General features: G+C 57.4%; 15 protein-coding genes. 12 read left to right on the top strand and 3 right to left on the bottom strand.

From position 1 onward, the window contains the following. Positions 1-49: 49 nt before the first annotated feature. From QQK16_RS18930 to QQK16_RS18915, 4 genes are all read left to right on the top strand, one after another. On the top strand, positions 50-811 hold the full coding sequence (locus tag QQK16_RS18930) for a TylF/MycF/NovP-related O-methyltransferase (RefSeq protein ID WP_284198047.1): 762 nt from the start codon (positions 50-52) through the stop codon (positions 809-811). Then, a complete protein-coding gene (locus QQK16_RS18925) occupies positions 808-1,281 on the top strand; it encodes a YaiI/YqxD family protein (RefSeq protein ID WP_308447078.1) in 474 nt (157 codons plus the stop codon). Before QQK16_RS18930 ends, QQK16_RS18925 begins: the two co-directional genes overlap by 4 nt. Positions 1,282-1,292: 11 nt before the next feature. After that, entirely contained in the window at positions 1,293-2,081 is a 789-nt protein-coding gene (locus QQK16_RS18920; RefSeq protein WP_284198046.1) for an enoyl-CoA hydratase/isomerase family protein, read from the top strand. An 81-nt stretch (positions 2,082-2,162) separates the two neighbouring features. After that, positions 2,163-4,160, top strand: a complete 1,998-nt coding sequence (locus tag QQK16_RS18915) for an acetyl/propionyl/methylcrotonyl-CoA carboxylase subunit alpha (protein ID WP_284198045.1) — start codon at positions 2,163-2,165, stop codon at positions 4,158-4,160. Between the two features lie 85 nt (positions 4,161-4,245). Here the strand turns inward: QQK16_RS18915 and fliD are convergent, their stop codons facing one another. Then, positions 4,246-5,646, bottom strand: coding sequence for a flagellar filament capping protein FliD (gene fliD / locus QQK16_RS18910; protein ID WP_284198044.1), 1,401 nt, complete (start codon positions 5,644-5,646; stop codon positions 4,246-4,248). Between the two features lie 116 nt (positions 5,647-5,762). Between fliD and QQK16_RS18905 the strand changes: the two genes are divergently transcribed. After that, on the top strand, positions 5,763-6,527 hold the full coding sequence (locus QQK16_RS18905) for a class II glutamine amidotransferase (RefSeq protein WP_284198043.1): 765 nt from the start codon (positions 5,763-5,765) through the stop codon (positions 6,525-6,527). Between the two features lie 372 nt (positions 6,528-6,899). Here the strand turns inward: QQK16_RS18905 and QQK16_RS18900 are convergent, their stop codons facing one another. Continuing rightward, positions 6,900-8,591, bottom strand: coding sequence for a fused response regulator/phosphatase (locus QQK16_RS18900; protein WP_284198042.1), 1,692 nt, complete (start codon positions 8,589-8,591; stop codon positions 6,900-6,902). An 82-nt stretch (positions 8,592-8,673) separates the two neighbouring features. After that, entirely contained in the window at positions 8,674-8,982 is a 309-nt protein-coding gene (locus tag QQK16_RS18895) for an STAS domain-containing protein (RefSeq protein ID WP_284198041.1), read from the bottom strand. Positions 8,983-9,206: 224 nt separating this feature from the next. On the opposite strand from QQK16_RS18895, the gene QQK16_RS18890 reads away from it, so the two are divergent. From QQK16_RS18890 to cheD, 7 genes are all read left to right on the top strand, one after another. Continuing rightward, positions 9,207-10,463 carry a methyl-accepting chemotaxis protein gene (locus QQK16_RS18890; RefSeq protein ID WP_284198040.1) on the top strand — a complete coding sequence of 419 codons (1,257 nt, stop codon included), beginning with the start codon at positions 9,207-9,209 and terminating at the stop codon, positions 10,461-10,463. Between the two features lie 37 nt (positions 10,464-10,500). After that, the gene (locus QQK16_RS18885) at positions 10,501-10,866 is read left to right on the top strand and encodes a response regulator (RefSeq protein ID WP_284198039.1); all 366 of its coding nucleotides are present in this window, start codon (positions 10,501-10,503) and stop codon (positions 10,864-10,866) included. A 58-nt stretch (positions 10,867-10,924) separates the two neighbouring features. Then, positions 10,925-13,123, top strand: a complete 2,199-nt coding sequence (locus QQK16_RS18880) for a chemotaxis protein CheW (protein ID WP_284198038.1) — start codon at positions 10,925-10,927, stop codon at positions 13,121-13,123. Between the two features lie 26 nt (positions 13,124-13,149). Next, entirely contained in the window at positions 13,150-13,641 is a 492-nt protein-coding gene (locus QQK16_RS18875) for a chemotaxis protein CheW (protein WP_284198037.1), read from the top strand. A gap of 67 nt (positions 13,642-13,708) precedes the next feature. Further along, on the top strand, positions 13,709-16,492 hold the full coding sequence (locus QQK16_RS21345) for a methyl-accepting chemotaxis protein (RefSeq protein WP_368860148.1): 2,784 nt from the start codon (positions 13,709-13,711) through the stop codon (positions 16,490-16,492). Positions 16,493-16,541: 49 nt separating this feature from the next. Further along, positions 16,542-17,381, top strand: coding sequence for a CheR family methyltransferase (locus tag QQK16_RS18860; RefSeq protein WP_284198036.1), 840 nt, complete (start codon positions 16,542-16,544; stop codon positions 17,379-17,381). Beyond that, entirely contained in the window at positions 17,378-17,980 is a 603-nt protein-coding gene (gene cheD, locus QQK16_RS18855) for a chemoreceptor glutamine deamidase CheD (protein WP_284198035.1), read from the top strand. Before QQK16_RS18860 ends, cheD begins: the two co-directional genes overlap by 4 nt. Positions 17,981-17,997 lie beyond the last annotated feature (17 nt).

Raw genomic sequence — 17,997 nt, 5'->3', positions numbered from 1 at the left:
ACGGTATACCCAACCAGGCAGCGTACCGTTGCCGTCTCAGGGAGAGTGCATGTTTTACCTTAGCCCCGGCAGCAAGATAGACACGGCTCAGTTGCAGGCGGCGATGAATTTCGTCGCCCAGGGCTTTGCCCGGACCTACGCGGCCGACATGCTGATCACCTTTGACCGCAATCTCGCCTTCCTTGAAGACCCTACCTTCAAGTCGGCCTTCGAGCGGGAATCCGCCAACAACGACCGTGACCAATCCCTGGCCTGGCGCATTCATACCGCCACCTGGGCGGCCAGCCAGGCACTGCATGTGCAGGGCGATTTCGTGGAATGTGGGGTGTTCGAGGGTTTCACCTCGGCCTGTATCTGCCATTACCTGCAGTTCCAGCAACAGCCTAGGCAGTTCTGGCTGTACGACACTTTTGCCGGCCTGCCCGAGCAGTATTCGACTGCAGAGGAACGCCAGCTCTGGAACGGCATGTATCAGGACCCACAGTACGCCGGTCTGTTGCAGCAGGTCAGGCAGCGCTTCGCCAGCTATCCCAATGTGCGAATCGAGCCTGGGATATTGCCCGATCAACTGCAGCAGGCCAGCCCCGAACGGATCGCCTTCCTGCACCTGGATCTCAACTCGGCACCGGCCGAGATCGCTGTGCTGGAGCAGTTGTACGAGCGTATCAGCCCTCGTGGCGTCATCCTGCTGGACGATTATGGTTGGCTAAGCAGCAGACACCAGATGGAGGCAGAACGGGCCTTCTTCGGCCAGCGCCAGGTACCGATACTGGAGTTGCCCACCGGCCAGGGTCTGGTCATCAAGCCATGAGTACAGCGGCACCACAAACCATGCGGATATGGGTCGATGCCGATGCCTGCCCCAGTGTCATCAAGGAAATCCTGTTCCGCGCCGCCGAGCGCTGGCAGGTGCCCACCACGCTGGTGGCCAACCAGTTGATACGCATACCGCCCTCTGCCTGGATACGCAGCGTGCAGGTGCCCGCCGGCTTTGATGTGGCGGATAGGGAGATCGTTTTACAGGTCCAAACCGGTGACCTGGTCATCACCGCGGATATTCCGCTGGCGGCGGCCGTCATAGAAAAAGGCGGCCATGCCATCAACCCGCGCGGCGAGATCTACACGCCCGAGAACATGGCCGAAAGACTGCGAATGCGGGACTTCATGGAGGCGCTGCGCAATAGCGGCGTAGAGACCGGCGGGCCAGCCGCCTTCAGCCAATCGGACCGGCAGGCTTTTGCCAATCAGTTGGACCGGTTCTTGCAGAAACATCAAGCCTAGGAGACAAGATCATGAGCACATCCCTGACCAAGCACATCGCCAGCAATGGCGTGGCCACCCTGACCCTCAACCGGCCGGAGCGCCACAATGCCTTCGACGACGTTCTGATTGTGGAGCTGACCGAGGCGCTGCAGGCGCTGGCGGACAATCCGGCTGCACGTGTCGTGGTCTTGGCCGCCACCGGCAAGAGTTTCTCGGCGGGTGCCGATCTGGGCTGGATGAAGCGCATGGCCAGCTACGGTGAAGCCGAGAACCTGGCCGATGCCCGCAAACTGGCCCAGCTGATGCATGTGCTGGACACACTGCCCAAACCGACCGTGGCCGCCGTACAAGGCCCTGCCTATGGCGGTGGCGTAGGTCTGATTGCCTGCTGCGACATGGTATTTGCCGCACCCGAGGCCATGCTGGCCCTGACCGAGGTCAAACTCGGCCTGATCCCAGCCGTCATCTCCCCCTATGTGGTTCGCAAGATAGGCAGCAGCCATGCAAGGCGCTACTTCCTGTCGGCCGAGCGTTTCACGCCTGACACCGCCCTGCGCATTGGCCTGGTACATGAAATCGCCCCGCAGGACGAAGTCGGCCCACTGGCACACAGCTGGGCGGCGCAGTTGCTTAACAACGGCCCGGCCTCCATGCAGGCCGCCAAGCAATTGGTAGCCGAAGTGGCTGGCCGCCCTATCTGTAGCGAGCTGAACGAGCATTGTGCTCAGCGCATTGCCCGGCAGCGGGTCAGCCCGGAAGGCCAGGAGGGGCTCTCCGCCTTCCTGGAAAAGCGCCCACCCAACTGGGTCACCCAATAACGACATGACTGGCGTACCGGCGCCTGGCGCCGGTACCTCCTCCCTCCCTTGCAGCACTGTGCTTCACAACGAGCCAAACCGATGTTCAAGAAAATCCTGATCGCCAACCGGGGCGAAATTGCCTGCCGTGTCATCAAGACAGCCCGCCAGATGGGTATCAAAACTGTCGCGGTCTATTCCGATGCCGACGCCGATGCCCGCCATGTGAAGCTGGCCGATGAAGCATTCCGCCTGGGCCCGCCGGCGCCACGCGAGTCCTATCTCAAGGCAGACCTGATCCTGGAAATCGCCCAGCGCACCGGGGCCGAGGCCATCCACCCCGGTTATGGCTTCCTCAGCGAGAACGAGACGTTTGCCGAAGCCTGTGCTGCTGCCGGTGTGGTCTTTATCGGCCCACCCGCCAGCGCCATCGCCGCCATGGGCTCCAAGTCTGCCGCCAAGACGCTGATGGAGAAAGCCGACGTACCCCTGGTGCCCGGCTATCACGGTGACAATCAGGATGCCGCCTTCCTGCAGGCCGAAGCGGATCGCATGGGCTACCCGGTACTGATCAAGGCCTCGGCAGGTGGGGGCGGCAAGGGCATGAAGATCGTCGAGAAGAGCGAGGATTTCGCCGGCCAGCTCGCCTCGGCCAAACGCGAAGCCGCCGCCAGTTTTGGCGACGACATGGTGCTGGTGGAGAAATACCTGACCAAACCCCGCCACATCGAGATACAGGTGTTTGGCGACACCTATGGTGAGGCTGTCTACCTGTTCGAGCGTGACTGCTCGGTACAGCGCCGTCACCAGAAGGTACTGGAAGAGGCGCCGGCACCCGGCCTCAGCCCCGCCTTGCGGGCACAGATCGGCGAGGCGGCCGTACGGGCGGCCAAGGCGGTCGGCTATGTCGGTGCCGGCACGGTCGAATTCATCTTCGATACGCTATCCGACGCCTTCTACTTCATGGAGATGAACACCCGGCTGCAGGTCGAACATCCGGTGACCGAAATGATCACCGGCCTCGATCTGGTGGAGTGGCAATTGCGCGTGGCCAGCGGTGAGCCGCTGCCGCGCCGGCAGGATGAACTGCGCATACAGGGCCATGCCTTCGAGGCTCGCGTCTATGCAGAGGACCCCGCAAGGGATTTCCTGCCGCAGATAGGCCGCCTGGCCCACATGCGCCAGCCACAGGAATCGGCCCATGTGCGGGTCGATACTGGTGTCACCAGCGGCGATGAAATTTCGCCCTGGTACGACCCCATGATTGCCAAGCTGATTGTCTGGGACGAGAACCGCGACCGCGCACTGGATCGCCTGTCCAGCGCACTGGCCGAGTATGAAGTGGTCGGGCTGGATACCAACCTCGACTTCCTGGGCCAATTGGCCAGTCACCCAGCCTTCCGTGCCGCCGAACTCGATACTGGCTTTATTGCCCGCTACCGCGACACCCTGATTCCGCCGCCTGCCACCGTCAGCAACGAGACCCTGGCCCTGGCCGCCCTGGCAGAGTTAGCACTGCTGGAAGGTAAAAGCGAGGCCGCCCGCCAGCGTGCCAAGGATGCCGATTCGCCCTGGTGGCAGGTAGACGGCTGGCGCCTGAACCAGGACAACCGCCACGCCCTGCATTTCCGTCACGGCGAAACAGAACATGCGGTGATAGCGCACTACCGCGATACCGGCTATCTGCTAGAGATTGGCGAGGCACAGATTGCTGCGCACGGTAGACTGACCGAAGGCCAGCTTCACGCCACGCTGGATGGCTATCGCCTGAGCGCCAGCGTGGTACGCGATGGCAACACGCTGACCCTGGTACGCAACGGCCATAATATTGCCCTGACCCCGTTCAATCCCCTTCTGGCCGGGCTGGAAGCCGTCGAAGCCGGCGGTGGCCTGACCGCCCCCATGCCCGGTACGGTGGTGGCCGTTCACGTCAAGGCTGGCGATCAGGTGGAAAAAGGCACACCCTTGGTCATACTGGAAGCCATGAAGATGGAGCACACCATACTGGCCCCCCAGGCCGGCAGAGTAGCCGAGGTGTTCTTCCAGAAGGGAGAGCAGGTCAAGGAAGGTGCCGCATTGCTGGAAATTACCAGCGACTAGGCTCCTGTCAGGCTCTTGTGACAAAAGCCCTGCTTTGGTGGATCAGAGCAGGGCTTTATGGGCGCCTTATGTCAGGCGGCTTGCATCAGAAGCTGGCGACAGACAGGTACTGCGCCAAGCCATAGAGATTACGGGTCGTCGGTGAATAGTTGAGCAAGGTCGCCTGATTGCCCAGCAGGTTCTGCAGCTGGGTCTGGCGTGCTTGCGCGACGAAAGGATTGCTATCTGTCGTATTCGCTGCGCGTAGCCCTTCTGTGCTGCGGCGCAACTGGCTGGTCACCGTGCTGTTCTCGGTCACCCCCTTCACCTCGCTGGCCACTTGCGACAGCAGGCTGGTCACACCGTCGGCGTTGGCTTCAAAGGCGCGGTTGAACTTCTCCTCGTCCAGCTTGAATCGCCCTTCACCCGTACGTTCAACCCCTAGCTGCGACAGATTCAGCCGCTTCAGGCCGCTACCGGATTCGGCGCTCCCCAGCGCCGTTTCCAAGTCGTTAGCGACGCGGCGGGTCAAACCATCTGCCTGCAGATTGCCCGCCTGGCTATAAAACCCATTCAGAGCGGCCACCAGCTTGCCAGCACTACGGCTGGCTTCGCTGGCATCACGGCTCAAGCTTATGCGCGCCGTTCCCGTGCCCTCTATATTCAAGGTCGCCCCACTCAGCGCCCGGCTGACCTGATTGCTGGGACTGCTGACAGCCCGTCCATCCACCTTCAGTTCCGCATCCTGCGCCGCACGCAGCTGGGTGAGATTACGCCCCGCCCCGGCTTGCTCGACCGGATCAAACGCCAGCCGCGACAGCCCTTGGGTGCTATCCGTGCCATTCGCATCATTGTCGCGTACCCGTATACGGAAAGCCTGGTCCGTACCCGTATTCTGGCCAGTCAACTCCAACTTGGCGCTATTGTCTTCCTGCACCACCCTGGCGCTGATGCCCACACCCGCGCGATTGATGGCATTGGCAATACCATTGAGCGAGCTGTCGAGCACGCCTATGGAGACCTGCGCCGTGGCCTGGTCGCCTTGGGTAAAGGTATTGGTGCTGCTGTTGAAGCGGCCAAAATCAATTTCGAGTGTACCCGTACCCACCAAGGTGGATGGATCAAACGCTTGGCTTTGCAGGCGCTGCGACTCAGCGACCTGAGTCACCTCTACGGTAGCGGCACGCAAAGGGCCCGCTTTCTTGTCCACGTTGGCGCTGATTTGCCTGCTATCGGAGCGCAGACTCACGCCAGCAACCTCATCATCGCTATCCAACCCGCCTACCGCAGTCTTGAGGTTGGTCAGTGCCGATTGCAGTCGGCCGTAGTCCGACAGTTTGACCTGAGTGGAACCGGGCAGACGCAAGCCGCCCACACTACTGCCAGCCCCATTGCCCGCAGCCGCGTTCAACCCCGTTGCACGCTCAAGGCTTTGCAGACGCAGTGGATCGTTGGATACTAGGCCGTAAGCCCGGCTCAGGTTGCTGGCGATGTTGGTGAGATTCACGATAACCTCCACGCAGGCGCTATGGAAGCAGCACCTGCCCTCTTACTATACGCTTGATTTTACTAGGCTTAGGCACCGTTCTGCCAAGCGGTGCAGTATTACCCAAGGAGTAGCTGATGTGCCAGCTGATGGGCATGAATTGCAATGTGCCTACCGATATCTGCTTTTCGTTTGAGGGTTTCCGCCGACGTGGCGGTGAAACCGACCACCATGCTGATGGCTGGGGCATAGGCTTCTTCGAGGGGCGTGGCTGCCGCCTGTTCATAGACTGGCAGGCCTCCACCGCCTCGCCCATTGCCGAGCTGGTGCGCAGCTACCCCATCAAGTCCACCAACGTGATATCGCATATCCGCAAGGCCACCGTGGGCAAGGTATCGCTGGCCAATACCCATCCCTTCCTGCGTGAATTGTGGGGGCAATACTGGCTATTCGCCCACAATGGCGACCTCAAGACCTTGCCCGCGCTCAGCGCCGAGCGCTTTCTGCCGGTGGGCGACACCGATAGCGAACATGCCTTCTGCTGGCTGCTGGAGCAGCTGTCTGCCCGATTCCCGGCCAAACCGGACGCAGCCACCTTGCAGACCGCCCTCAGTGAGCTGGCCGCCGAGCTATCCCGCCATGGCACGCTCAATTTCCTGCTATCGAATGGCGAGTGGCTGGCTGCCCACTGCGCTACCAATCTGCACTACATCGTCCGCAAGGCGCCGTTCGGCCAGGCCCACCTGATAGACCAGGACATCAGCGTCGATTTCGATGCCCTGACCACCCCCAATGACCGTGTCGCCCTGATCGCCACCCAGCCGTTGACCGACAACGAGGCATGGACAAAAATGCAGACGGGCGAATTGGTTGTCTTTGTGGATGGTCAACCCACCCGCTAGCAGACCGGTGAGGAACGCTTCGCGTTTTCACGGCGGGCTGAATACTGGGTAAGTACACGATGCCAGCCCTGAACGCACCTGGCATCGAATCATCAGACCCAAACCCATTCTGACTGCTTTCGTCGTCGCAAGCTCAAGCCCGCTCTCCAGCACAATGGCCCAAACGGCCACCAGATATAGTTCGAATCTGTTCAGCTCTTTCCTACGCCACTTCCCAAACGAAGCTCGTTGTTCGCAAAGCCTTCGGCGAATTTAGGCAGCTCGTTACCATGAGGCTAGCGTCGGCGCCCTACTGAAGCGCTAACCAGTCAATATACCAATCTGGTGGCGCCCAAACCCGGGCCAAACTGCCTTTATGGTGGGATATACCTATCAGAGTAAATAGTCAGCCTCGACCCGCCGTCCCTCATCGAGAAAGCGCACAGCGCTACAGCGCTCCCGAACCAGAGCAATTCCCCTACCGTGCACATGTGCATCGGTGCTTATCGGTACCGATAGGCTGGAAGGATCAAAACCCTTGCCGGAATCATGCATGGCAATGGTAATGGTGGGCTTGGTGTCTACCACGTGGCGCCGCAGCTCGACCACTATATGACCATCCTGAACGCTAGCTAGCCGCTCCAGGCGCAGCTGCAAAAACGAGTAAAAGCCGTTCTCACCATTCTTCAGGGACGAGTCCATCCCCAAAACCCCATGGTCCAACGCGTTATTGAACAGCTCAGTCACGACTAATAGCACATCAGCCAGTTGCCGCCTGCTCAGCCCCAGCTGATTTACCCAGCCGGTCAGCAGAGTCAAGCAGTCCAGACTGCGCAGTTGCAGGGCACTAAAGCGCAGTGTTACCTGCCACTCCTCCATTCCTGCAGGACTAAGGTCATGCCCCTCCGCTTGCCGCTTTTCCTCCTCGGCGTATTCAGGGTGGCAAGCAGCCAGAACAAAGGAAGTATCGTCCTGAAACTCGCCCTGCCCCACATGATGTGTAAGCGCCGTCGCAAGTTCATCCAGCATCGCAACGGGAGAGCCGACTACACCTTGTAACAGCGCTGCCTCAAGGTCAAACATGACACCAGCAGGGGAAGTTGCCTCAGTTACCCCGTCAGAACACATCAATAGTGTACCGGGCGAATTCGCACGGTACAGGGCTGGCGCGCTATCAAAGTCGTCCTCATTCATGATACCTAGTGCAGGGTGCTCAGAGCGGAAGCGGTGAACAATCCGTCCGTCCTCATCCAAAAAGAACACGTTGGGTATACCGCCATTCCACACTGAGATAATTTTTTCCGCGTGGTCAATGGCAACAATAGCTGCCGCGACAAAGTAACCAACGGGCAGGCTGTGGCGCATCTTCCGGTTGATGGTGCGGACTATTGCACTGACGCCGAATCCACGCTCTGTCATGGCAATAAAGGCATCCACAACTGGCAGGCTAGTAATTGCCGCAGTCAGCCCATGCCCAGTGCAGTCAGCCAAGAGAAGGTGATCCACCCCCGAGGGTGATCGCAAAGCCAAAACCACATCTCCGCTAAATTTCTCGGCCGGCTTGATCATGGTGGCTACATTGCGCAAGCCATGGCTGGACAAGGTAGCGAGGCGAGTCATTACATGCCGCGCCAGCGACTGTTCCTCTTCATTCTTGACGTAATAGGACTGCAGACTGTTGGCATATTCTTCGCGCTGCTCCTGCAGACTGGTGACGCGGGCAATAACCTTGAGCTTGGCAGCCAGCACTTGAAAGTCTACTGGCTTGATCAGGTAATCATCGCCGCCGGCTTCCAGCCCGACAATGACGCTCTCATGCTCATCCAGGGCGGTAAGAAAGATGATCGGCAGCCACCGCAATGAGCTTAGTTGACGGATACGGCGGGTAGCCTCGAAGCCGTCCATCATCGGCATCACCACGTCCATCAGTATCATGTCCGGTAGGTGCTCCTCGCAGTAGAGCACAGCCTCGAAGCCATTCTTCACCGTGTCGGCAGAATGCCCCAACTGGGTTACGAATGCTTCGATCATCATGCGGCTGGACGCAACATCGTCGACTACCAATACCTTCAAGGATTTGGTCACCGGTTTCCTCCTCTCACCGGCAGATGTTCTCGATTTATGCCGGGCCCCACTATCGTCAGCGCGCCTCAAGACCTCGGCGCAACTAGTTCAAGGTGTAGAACTTCTCGAAATGGGCAATATCCAGCACTTGGCGAACAGCGCCATGGCTGCCAACGATGTTGAGATCCTTGATTCCAGCCTTGAGCGCCGCCTCGCGCAGAACCAGCAGCATCCCGAGGGCGGAACTATCTATATAACTGATTTCGTAGAGATTTATGTCTATCGCAGCGATCGACTTGTCCTTACCCACCGCTGCGGTTGCGGCATTGAAAGCGGGATGCAGATCGAAGTTGAAACGTCCCTCCACCGTAACGATCAGCCTGTCGCCCCGTAAGTTGCTAGTGATACCCATATCAACCTCTCTCTTTAACTGGCCAGTCGTACACGATTTACTCGGAGCGCAGCACGTCGCGCCGTATCACCCTTGTAGTACACACGTGCAAACGGGTGACGCAGTACTTTTTATACAATTTCTTGCGTCAGTTTGCCAAAAGTCTATAAAAAAGGGGGCCTGCACAGGCTCTTGCAGTGCAACGCTGTAAAGAAAAATTGCATACATACAGTGGAGGAAGTTTGATGACGTTCATCAGCGCCGGATACGCCTCACCGGCCCCCGCAGGGACACATCTCTCAGCGTCTGTCTGGGCTGCACTTGCGCTGCTCGCCATCACCCCCCTACTACTTGCACTGCTAGGTGCCATGAGTTGGTGGGGTGTACTGGCTCAATACGTCACCTTGACGATCGCCTGTGCGATTAGCTATGGCGCGATCCGTGCTCCTCGCCCTCAAGCCCCTTCCACCATGGACGATGAGATCAGAGAGAAAATTCGTACCACTGCCAAGCTGGTGGACGACAACTCCCGGCAAATGATTGCCCATCTCGATGACGCCCTAAGCAAGCTGGAAAGCGTGCAGCGAATTGTGAGCGAAGGTGCTGGTGGCTTGGTGGTCAATTTCTCTACCATCAGTAGCAAGGCAGAGTCGCAGCAAGAGCTGGTCGTACGATTGATGCAGACGCAGTCGGTCACCAACAGTGGCGAATCCTTCTCCTTAGGGCAATTCAGTGAAGATACCGACCGCATGCTGAGCGCTTTCGTGGAATCCACCCTCCAGACCAGCGCCACCAGTATCAACCTCGTTAATGGCATGCGAGAGCTACGCGAAAAAATCAGCACTGCGTTAAGTTACCTTGGTGATATCGAAACCATCGCCAAACAGACCAACATGCTTGCACTCAATGCCACGATTGAGGCCGCTCGTGCCGGCGAGGCTGGCCGAGGGTTTGCCGTTGTGGCGGACGAAGTGCGCAATCTCTCAATACGGGCCAATGAGTTCAGCCAACGGATACGCGACATCATGACCGAGCTAAACGCATCGGTGCTAGCCTCAGACGAGAGTATCTCCAGCATGGCGTCTCAGGATATGAGCTACGTGCTGGAATCGAAAAAGCATGTTGTTGACATGATGGCGCACGTTCAATCGAGCAATGTCATAGCGGAGCGTACCATGGCCGAATTAAGCGCGATTGCGGCCGATGTGAAGGCGCATACCGACTCTGCCATCAGACTATTGCAGTTCGAAGACCTGGTACGGCAATCACTCACGCATACCTCCGCCTTGTTCCGGGCCATGCAGCCCGCCATCGTCGGCCAGCCTCAGCTACTCGAAGTACTTCGCCGGCTGGACGGTGCTTCCTCCAGTGACACCCTACTGAATGATCTGAACAAACTGAATGAGATGCTTAGCGAAGCATCCGAACAATTACGCCATGTCGGCGCAACACACCCGGTACAGCAGCAAAATATGTCCAGCGGCGGTATGGACTTGTTTTGACTAGAGACAATTCTAGCGACTGAGCGAGGCAGTAGAGATGGCAAAAAAAGCACTGACTGTCGATGACACCACATCGATGAGGAAAATGGTGGCATTTGCTCTCAAGCAGGCCGGCTTCGATGCTGTCGAAGCTCCAGATGGGCAAGCCGGGCTCAATGAAGCCAAGAAGCAAACTTTTGACCTGATTGTCACCGACCAAAACATGCCCGGCATGGATGGGCTCACACTGATCAAGACCTTGCGAGGTCTCCCTCAATACCAACGCACGCCTATCCTAATGCTGACAACCGAGGCTGGCGACACCATGAAGGCGCAAGGGCGGGCGGCTGGTGCAACAGGTTGGGTGGTCAAGCCTTTCGACCCACAGCGCTTTATCGATCTGATTAAAAAGATAACGACTTGACTGGCGAAAGCCGGGTCTTCTGTCGGGGCAGCAAGTTCGCCTAAATTGGAGGGGTGGGATGGGCTTTGATCTATCCGAGTTTATGCAGATCTTCTTTGACGAAGGTGCTGAGCACTTGTCACAGATGGAGAGCCTGCTCGTCAATCTCAACGTGGACGCGCCTGATCCTGAGCAACTGAACGCGATCTTTCGCGCTGCGCACTCCGTCAAAGGGGCCGCAGCCACGTTTGGCTTTACCGACATCGCCAGCGTTACACACATCCTTGAGAACCAACTCGATCGCATCCGTCGGGGAACGCTGCAGCTTCGGCAAGACATGGTCGATCTGTTCCTTGAGGCCGCCGATACTTTGCGCTGCATGATCAATGCCCACCAGCAGGGCCAAGAGCCTGACTTACATGCCTCAGAGTCACTATGCTCACGCTTGCACGCCATGGAAGAAGAGATTGCCCCTTCCTCCCCACCACCTCAAGAGCAAAGCCTCGCACAACATCCGGGCACCGCAAGGCTGGTCGTTTATGTCAATAAAATTGCACATGGCCAGCATGCCAGCTTGTGCACCATGCTCGCTGCCACCGATTGGCAATTGGTTAGCGAGACACCGGAACTGCTGACTTTCGAGCAATTTGATGAAGTCAATTATGCAGCGCTGGCAGAGGCGCTAAGTTTTTACCTGGAACCAGATGCCTACACTTTTGGTACCGGAAACGGCGCAGAGGAAGTGGGGCTGTTCGAACCCCAGCCCTCCACGCCTGCCGAGGACATGGGCCTGTTCGAATCCCTGCCTGCCACGGCCGCCGAAGACATGGGCCTGTTTGAACCCCTGCCTGCCACACCCGCCGAGGACATGGGACTGTTCGAACCCTTGCCTGCCACGCCCGCCGAAGACATGGGCCTGTTTGAACCCCTGCCTCCCACACCCGCCGAGGACATGGGACTGTTTGAACCCCTGCCGGAGAAAAAAGCCACAGCAGCGCTCGCTGCTACGACTGCAAATCTTCCCGAAGCAACTCGGCCTACCGTCTCGTCCAAGAGCACCGTGCAGGCGACAGAAGCCACGTCGATTCGGGTAGCAACCGAGAAAATCGATGAGCAGATCAATCTGGTAGGCGAACTGGTGATTACCCACGCCATGTTGATCGAAGCGACATCGCATCTGGACCCGGGTGAGAATGAAAAGCTCTTTGCTAGCCTGGCGCTACTGGAGCGCAACACCCGTGCGCTGCAGGAATCAGCCATGTCAATCCGCATGATGCCTATTTCCACGGTTTTCAGCCGCTTCCCACGCGTAGTGAGGGAGACCGCCAACAAACTCGGGAAGAAGGTGCTTCTGGTCACCCATGGCGAGCAAACCGAATTGGACCGTGGCCTAATCGAAAAGCTCTCTGATCCCCTGACTCATCTAGTGCGAAACAGTCTGGACCATGGCATCGAAGCGAGCAGCGAGCGTGAGGCCAAGGGTAAGGACGCGAGCGGTACATTGACACTGAAAGCCTTTCATCAAGGCGGCAATATTGTGATCGAAGTACGTGACGACGGCGCCGGTCTCAACCGCACTAAGATTATCAACACCGCTCGCAACCGTGGCTTCACCATCGACGATCAGGCACCGGATGCCGAGGTCTGGGCGCTGATCTTCGAGCCCGGCTTCTCCACCGCAGATGCAGTGACTGACGTCTCAGGTCGGGGCGTTGGCATGGATGTGGTCAAACGAAATATCCAATCCATGGGAGGACGCATTGATATCGAGTCGCACAAGGATATCGGTACCACCATGACCATCCGCCTACCGCTCACACTGGCCATTCTCGATGGCATGGCCATCCGCCATGGCAGAGAAACCTACATCATCCCATTGGGTTTTATCGTCGAATCCCTGCGTCCACAAAGTGAAGACATTCGCACCCTGGCCAACCGTGGGAAAGTGCTGCATGTACGAGGGGAATACCTTCCCATCGTCGAGTTGCGGCAGATCTTTGGGGGCATAGGCCAGGCTCGCTCTGAAGGGCACGACATGTTCGTGATCCTTGAATCCGCGCAGGGAAAGACAGCCCTGAGAGTGGATGAATTGCTGGGCCAGCACCAAGTAGTCATCAAAAGTCTAGAGTCCAACTTCCGCAAACTGCCAGGCCTCTCAGGTGCAACCATCATGGGGGATGGTCATGTTGCCTTGATCATCGATGTGGACTCACTGGTCAAGATGAGCCAGCACACGGCAGAAGCGCAAGCCTCACAACTGGAGCAACTCGCGGGCTAGGCCAGCGCAACAGAGGGGGAGCAGCTATGGCAGACCAAGATCCGACAAGCCAGCCTAGGGCTGGTGAGTATCTGGTATTCACATTGGGTCGTGAAGAGTACGGCATTGACATACTCAAAGTGCAAGAGATCCGCCGATCCGAGCACGTTACTGAGATTGCTAATTTGCCAAGCTTTATCAAGGGAGTGATCAATCTACGAGGCGCAATTGTGCCGATCGTGGACCTGCGGGTGAAATTCGCCTGTAGCGAGGCAAGCTATGACCGCTTCACCGTAGTCATCATCCTCAATATTTCCAAACGTGTTGTCGGCATCGTGGTGGATGGCGTTTCCGACGTCGTAATGCTGAGCAGCTCGCTTATCCAGTCCCCTCCCAGCTTTGGTAGTGCCATAGATACCGCCTATATCTCGGGCTTAGGCACCTTAGAGGAGCGGATGATCATCCTTACCGACATTGAGAAACTCATGACCAGCCAGGAAATGCATCTGACGGAAGTGGCGGCAGAAGCCACCATCTAAGTACCTCCGGCCGGCAGAACTGGCCTGATTCACCATGACTGCAATACAAGCTCAGGAGACGAGGAACATGAAGCGCTTCTTCTTTCATCAGGTAGGGTTGCGAAGCAAGCTCACGGCGATGGCGTTAATTGCCATTGCGCTGATCGCGTTCCCGTCGATACACCTTTGGAGCAAGACTCACGAGGAAATGGCCTTCATCACGCGTGAACGTCAGTCGCTGCAGCCGATCAAGGAGACTCAAGAACTAATCCGCCGCGCACAACTTAACCGTGCACGGGCGGTCATGCTGGCGATGGGCAAAGCCTCTACAGCCGAATACACCGGTACCCATAGGGCGGTTGAGGAGCAATTGGCCAAACTACAGGCGTTGCCAGAACTGGCAAATGAACGATCCTTGCAAGATGGCATCGCTGGCCTACGGTTATCGCTGGCCAACCTTGCCAGCCCGAGCGCTGGTGAAAACCCGGACGCACTCTTTACCCGTCATATCCAATATGTAGACCAGGTCTACCAGCTGCTGCAGGATGAGGCGGCCGTATTTGGCCTACGGCTGGATCCCGAGTCAGTAACTTACAATCTTTACGACGCGACCCTCAATGGCTTAGCAAACCAGTTAGAGAGCGTGGCGCGAATACGCGGTTACGGTATCCAGGGGCTGTCCGACCCGAAGGGCAGCACCATTCCGCTTCTGCGGCTACAGCCCGTGGCAAATGTACTGACCACTCAGCTTCAGACCACTAATCGTGTGCTTGGCTACGCCAAGGCATCTCAACTGGAACACGCTGATCCCGAGATGGCGGCCACCATAGATAAAATAGCGGCAGAAAATCAGCAGGCCGTATCCAAGGTGTTGGAACTGGTGACCAAGCTCAGCGCTGACCAGACCATCCCGCTCGACCAGTGGATAAGTGCATCGAGTGCGGCACTAGACCAGATCAATGAAAATACCACTCAGCTGCTCGTCATGCTGGATGAGGAGTTCCTTCAGCGGCTGAGTGATAAGCAAGCCATCAAACACCGCCTGCTCCTGTTGCTGATCACATTGCTGCTGTTGATGGTCGGTACTGCCCTGCTGGTTGGTTACTCTATCATTGTCCCCTTGCAGCAGGTGGTAGCTAGTGCAAATCGCATTGCACAAGGCGACCTCTCTGAAACAGGCGAAGGCATCAAGGGCAATAATGAGGTCGCCCGCCTTGCGCAAGCCGTGGGCAATATGCGGCAGAACCTTTACGACACTCAACTACGCGACCAGGCAAACGCCCGCGAGACGGCCCGGGTGGTAAGTGCGCTCGACAATACCAGCGTCAATTTGATGATCGCTGACGCCAATCGACAAATTATCTATATGAACAGTTCGGTACGAAGGATGCTCAAGAAAGCCGAGCCCGAGCTCCGTAAGGCATTGCCAAGCTTTGATGTCGACAAGCTGATCGGCAAGAGCATGGACGAATTCCACAAGAATCCATCGCATCAGTCACACTTGCTCGCCTCCCTCACTACCACCTACCAGGCCAAGATCTCAGTGGCTGGATTCCACTTCCGGCTTATTGCCAATCCTATTTTCGATAGCAAGGCGGAACGGCTGGGATCGGTGGTCGAATGGCAGGACATCACCGACGAAGTCAATACCGAAGCAGAAGTTGCGGCACTGATCGAGGCTGCCAGTCTTGGTAACTTCAGCTCACGACTGGAGCTGTCCGGCAAGGTGGGCTTCTTCAAGATACTGACGGAGGGCATTAACTCCCTGCTTGATACCACCGAACGGGGCCTGAACGATGTGGGCGCCATGTTCACTGCGTTGGCTGCTGGTAACCTGACCCACCGTATGGCAGGTGACTACAGCGGCATGTTTGCCCGACTACAGGACGACGCCAACCTAACGGTGGAGCGGCTGACAGAGATCGTGAATCAGATCAAGGAATCGTCAGACACCATACTGACAGCAGCCCGCGAAATTGCCGCTGGCAACCAGAACCTGAGCCAGCGTACCGAGTCACAGGCAGCCAGCCTGGAGGAAACCGCCAGTGCGATGGAAGAGCTGACCAGTACCGTCAAGCAGAATGCGGAGAACTCGCGCCAAGCCAATCAGTTGGCACGTGGTGCCAGCGACATTGCCGAAAAGGCTGGTGGGGTAGTTGGAGAAGTGGTCGACACGATGAAGGGGATCAACTCTTCGGCCAACAAGATTGTAGACATCATCGCCGTGATCGATGACATAGCCTTCCAGACCAACATCCTCGCGCTAAACGCCGCCGTAGAGGCAGCAAGGGCAGGCGAACAGGGCCGTGGCTTTGCCGTGGTCGCCAGCGAAGTGCGCAATCTGGCACAACGCTCCGCCGCCGCCGCCAAGGAAATAAAGCAACTGATCAATGACTCGGTCGACAAAGTAGAAAGCGGCTCGCTGTTAGTCAACCAGGCCGGTCAAACCATGGAGGAGGTGGTGAACTCGGTCAAGCACGTCACCGACATCATGAGCGAGATCTCCGCAGCTTCTACGGAGCAAAGTGCAGGCATCCAGGAGGTAAACCAGACTGTCACCCAAATGGACGACATGACACAGCAGAACGCTGCCTTGGTTGAGGAAGCAGCTGCAGCCGCCAAGAGTCTGGAGGAACAAAGCCACCGTCTGACAGAGGCTGTCAGCGCCTTCCGCCTCACCAACGAATCGTCGTCACGATCCCCACGTACCTATGTACACACGGCTACGCCAGTCGAGTTGCCCTCGCGGGAGACGAGCAGGGAAGAAAGCCCGAGTAGCAACAAGGCCAGCAAGAAGAAAACTACTGACAGTAGCAGCACTTCGCGCCGGCTACCCAAAACCATCGCAGAGGATGATTGGGAGCACTTCTGAATCAGCAAGCGGCCGCCAACTTTGTCTACACCCTCACTGACGGGAAACCATGACAGTGCAACGCGACGCGGAATTTGCATTTACCGATATGGAGTTCGAACATGTTCGGCACATGATCTACCAGCACGCCGGTATCGTACTGAATAGTTGCAAAAAACAGATGGCGTATACCCGACTGGTAAGGCGTATACGCCAGCTGCGGCTTGGCGGTTTTTCTGAGTACCTCGCCTATCTTGAAGACGACAAAGAAGGTGAAGAATGGCAAGCTTTCGTCAATGCCCTGACAACCAACCTTACCTCATTCTTCCGCGAGAACCATCACTTCAGTGACCTCGCCGCCATGGCGACACAGTGGTATCAGCGTCATGGCCAGATACGGGTCTGGTGTGCAGCCGCCTCTACCGGCGAGGAGCCATACTCCATCGCTATGACATTAGTGGAAGCGCTACCGGGTAAGCAGGCCGCAATCAGTATCCTAGCCAGCGACTTAGATACGCAGGTGCTTGAGACCGCACAGAATGGCATCTATCCGTTGGATAGGTTGGAAGGCGTTTCAGCGGAGCGCCGCAGCCGTTTTTTCTATCGCGGCAAAGGACAGAATCAGGGGCTTGCACGCGTGGACCCTGCCTTGACTAGTTTGATCCGCTTTCGCCAGATCAATCTGCTGGATGCACACTGGCCGATCGATGGCAATTTGAATGCCATCTTCTGTCGAAATGTCATGATTTACTTCGACAAACCCACGCAGAAAAAACTGGTGGACCGTTTTCGCCCCCTGATATTGGACGACGGCAGACTCTTCGTTGGGCATTCGGAGAACATCGGTCACCTATCCGATAGCTGGCGCAGTTGTGGGCGCACTGTCTTTGCTCCGCAGGTACAAGCATGACCCTGAACGAAGGGGCCACACCTGTCATCTACTTCGACCGCCAGTTCGAGATTGACGCTGTCAAGATACTGCCGGGTGAGTACTACGCTACCGCGCGCGACATGCTGATTGTCACGGTGTTGGGTTCCTGTGTGTCTGCCTGCATACGCGACGTGCGAATGGGGGTCGGTGGCATGAATCACTTCATGCTACCTTCCTCCAGGCTGGAAAATAACGACCCGCTTTCGGTTGCCGCGCGTTATGGCACCTATGCCATGGAGTTGCTCATCACCAGCCTCATCAAACAAGGGGCGAGCATGAAGAACTTGGAGGCAAAGGTATTTGGTGGCGCCAGGGTACTGCAGGAGTTTTCGTCGTCCAATGTAGGTGCACAGAACGCACATTTCGTACACCAATATCTGGCCGCAGAGCGCATCCCCGTCGTTGCCGAAGACCTACTGGATGTCTATCCACGCAAGGTCTACTACTTCCCCAAGACCGGCGATGTTTTCATCAAGAAGCTCAAGACCATGCACAACGACACCATCGTAAGGCGTGAGCGTGAGTACAGCCACCGCCTGCAGACCGACAAGGTGTCTGGCGATATCGACCTTTTTTGATTTGATGAGACCAGTCC

Origin of the sequence: Chitinimonas prasina (assembly GCF_030160395.1) — a bacterium.
Lineage (GTDB): Bacteria > Pseudomonadota > Gammaproteobacteria > Burkholderiales > Chitinimonadaceae > Chitinimonas > Chitinimonas prasina.
The sequence above is the reverse complement of the archived record's forward strand: the minus strand, read 5'-3'. Positions and strand labels throughout refer to the sequence as shown.

Excerpts from the sequence above, each read along its gene's own strand:
- QQK16_RS18930 (WP_284198047.1), top strand. The coding sequence starts at position 50 with ATGTTTTACCTTAGCCCCGGCAGCAAGATAGACACGGCTCAGTTGCAG.
- QQK16_RS18925 (WP_308447078.1), top strand. The coding sequence starts at position 808 with ATGAGTACAGCGGCACCACAAACCATGCGGATATGGGTCGATGCCGAT.
- QQK16_RS18920 (WP_284198046.1), top strand. The coding sequence starts at position 1,293 with ATGAGCACATCCCTGACCAAGCACATCGCCAGCAATGGCGTGGCCACC.
- QQK16_RS18915 (WP_284198045.1), top strand. The coding sequence starts at position 2,163 with ATGTTCAAGAAAATCCTGATCGCCAACCGGGGCGAAATTGCCTGCCGT.
- QQK16_RS18905 (WP_284198043.1), top strand. The coding sequence starts at position 5,763 with ATGTGCCAGCTGATGGGCATGAATTGCAATGTGCCTACCGATATCTGC.
- QQK16_RS18895 (WP_284198041.1), bottom strand. The coding sequence starts at position 8,982 with ATGGGTATCACTAGCAACTTACGGGGCGACAGGCTGATCGTTACGGTG.
- QQK16_RS18890 (WP_284198040.1), top strand. The coding sequence starts at position 9,207 with ATGACGTTCATCAGCGCCGGATACGCCTCACCGGCCCCCGCAGGGACA.
- QQK16_RS18885 (WP_284198039.1), top strand. The coding sequence starts at position 10,501 with ATGGCAAAAAAAGCACTGACTGTCGATGACACCACATCGATGAGGAAA.
- QQK16_RS18880 (WP_284198038.1), top strand. The coding sequence starts at position 10,925 with ATGGGCTTTGATCTATCCGAGTTTATGCAGATCTTCTTTGACGAAGGT.
- QQK16_RS18875 (WP_284198037.1), top strand. The coding sequence starts at position 13,150 with ATGGCAGACCAAGATCCGACAAGCCAGCCTAGGGCTGGTGAGTATCTG.
- QQK16_RS21345 (WP_368860148.1), top strand. The coding sequence starts at position 13,709 with ATGAAGCGCTTCTTCTTTCATCAGGTAGGGTTGCGAAGCAAGCTCACG.
- QQK16_RS18860 (WP_284198036.1), top strand. The coding sequence starts at position 16,542 with ATGACAGTGCAACGCGACGCGGAATTTGCATTTACCGATATGGAGTTC.
- cheD (WP_284198035.1), top strand. The coding sequence starts at position 17,378 with ATGACCCTGAACGAAGGGGCCACACCTGTCATCTACTTCGACCGCCAG.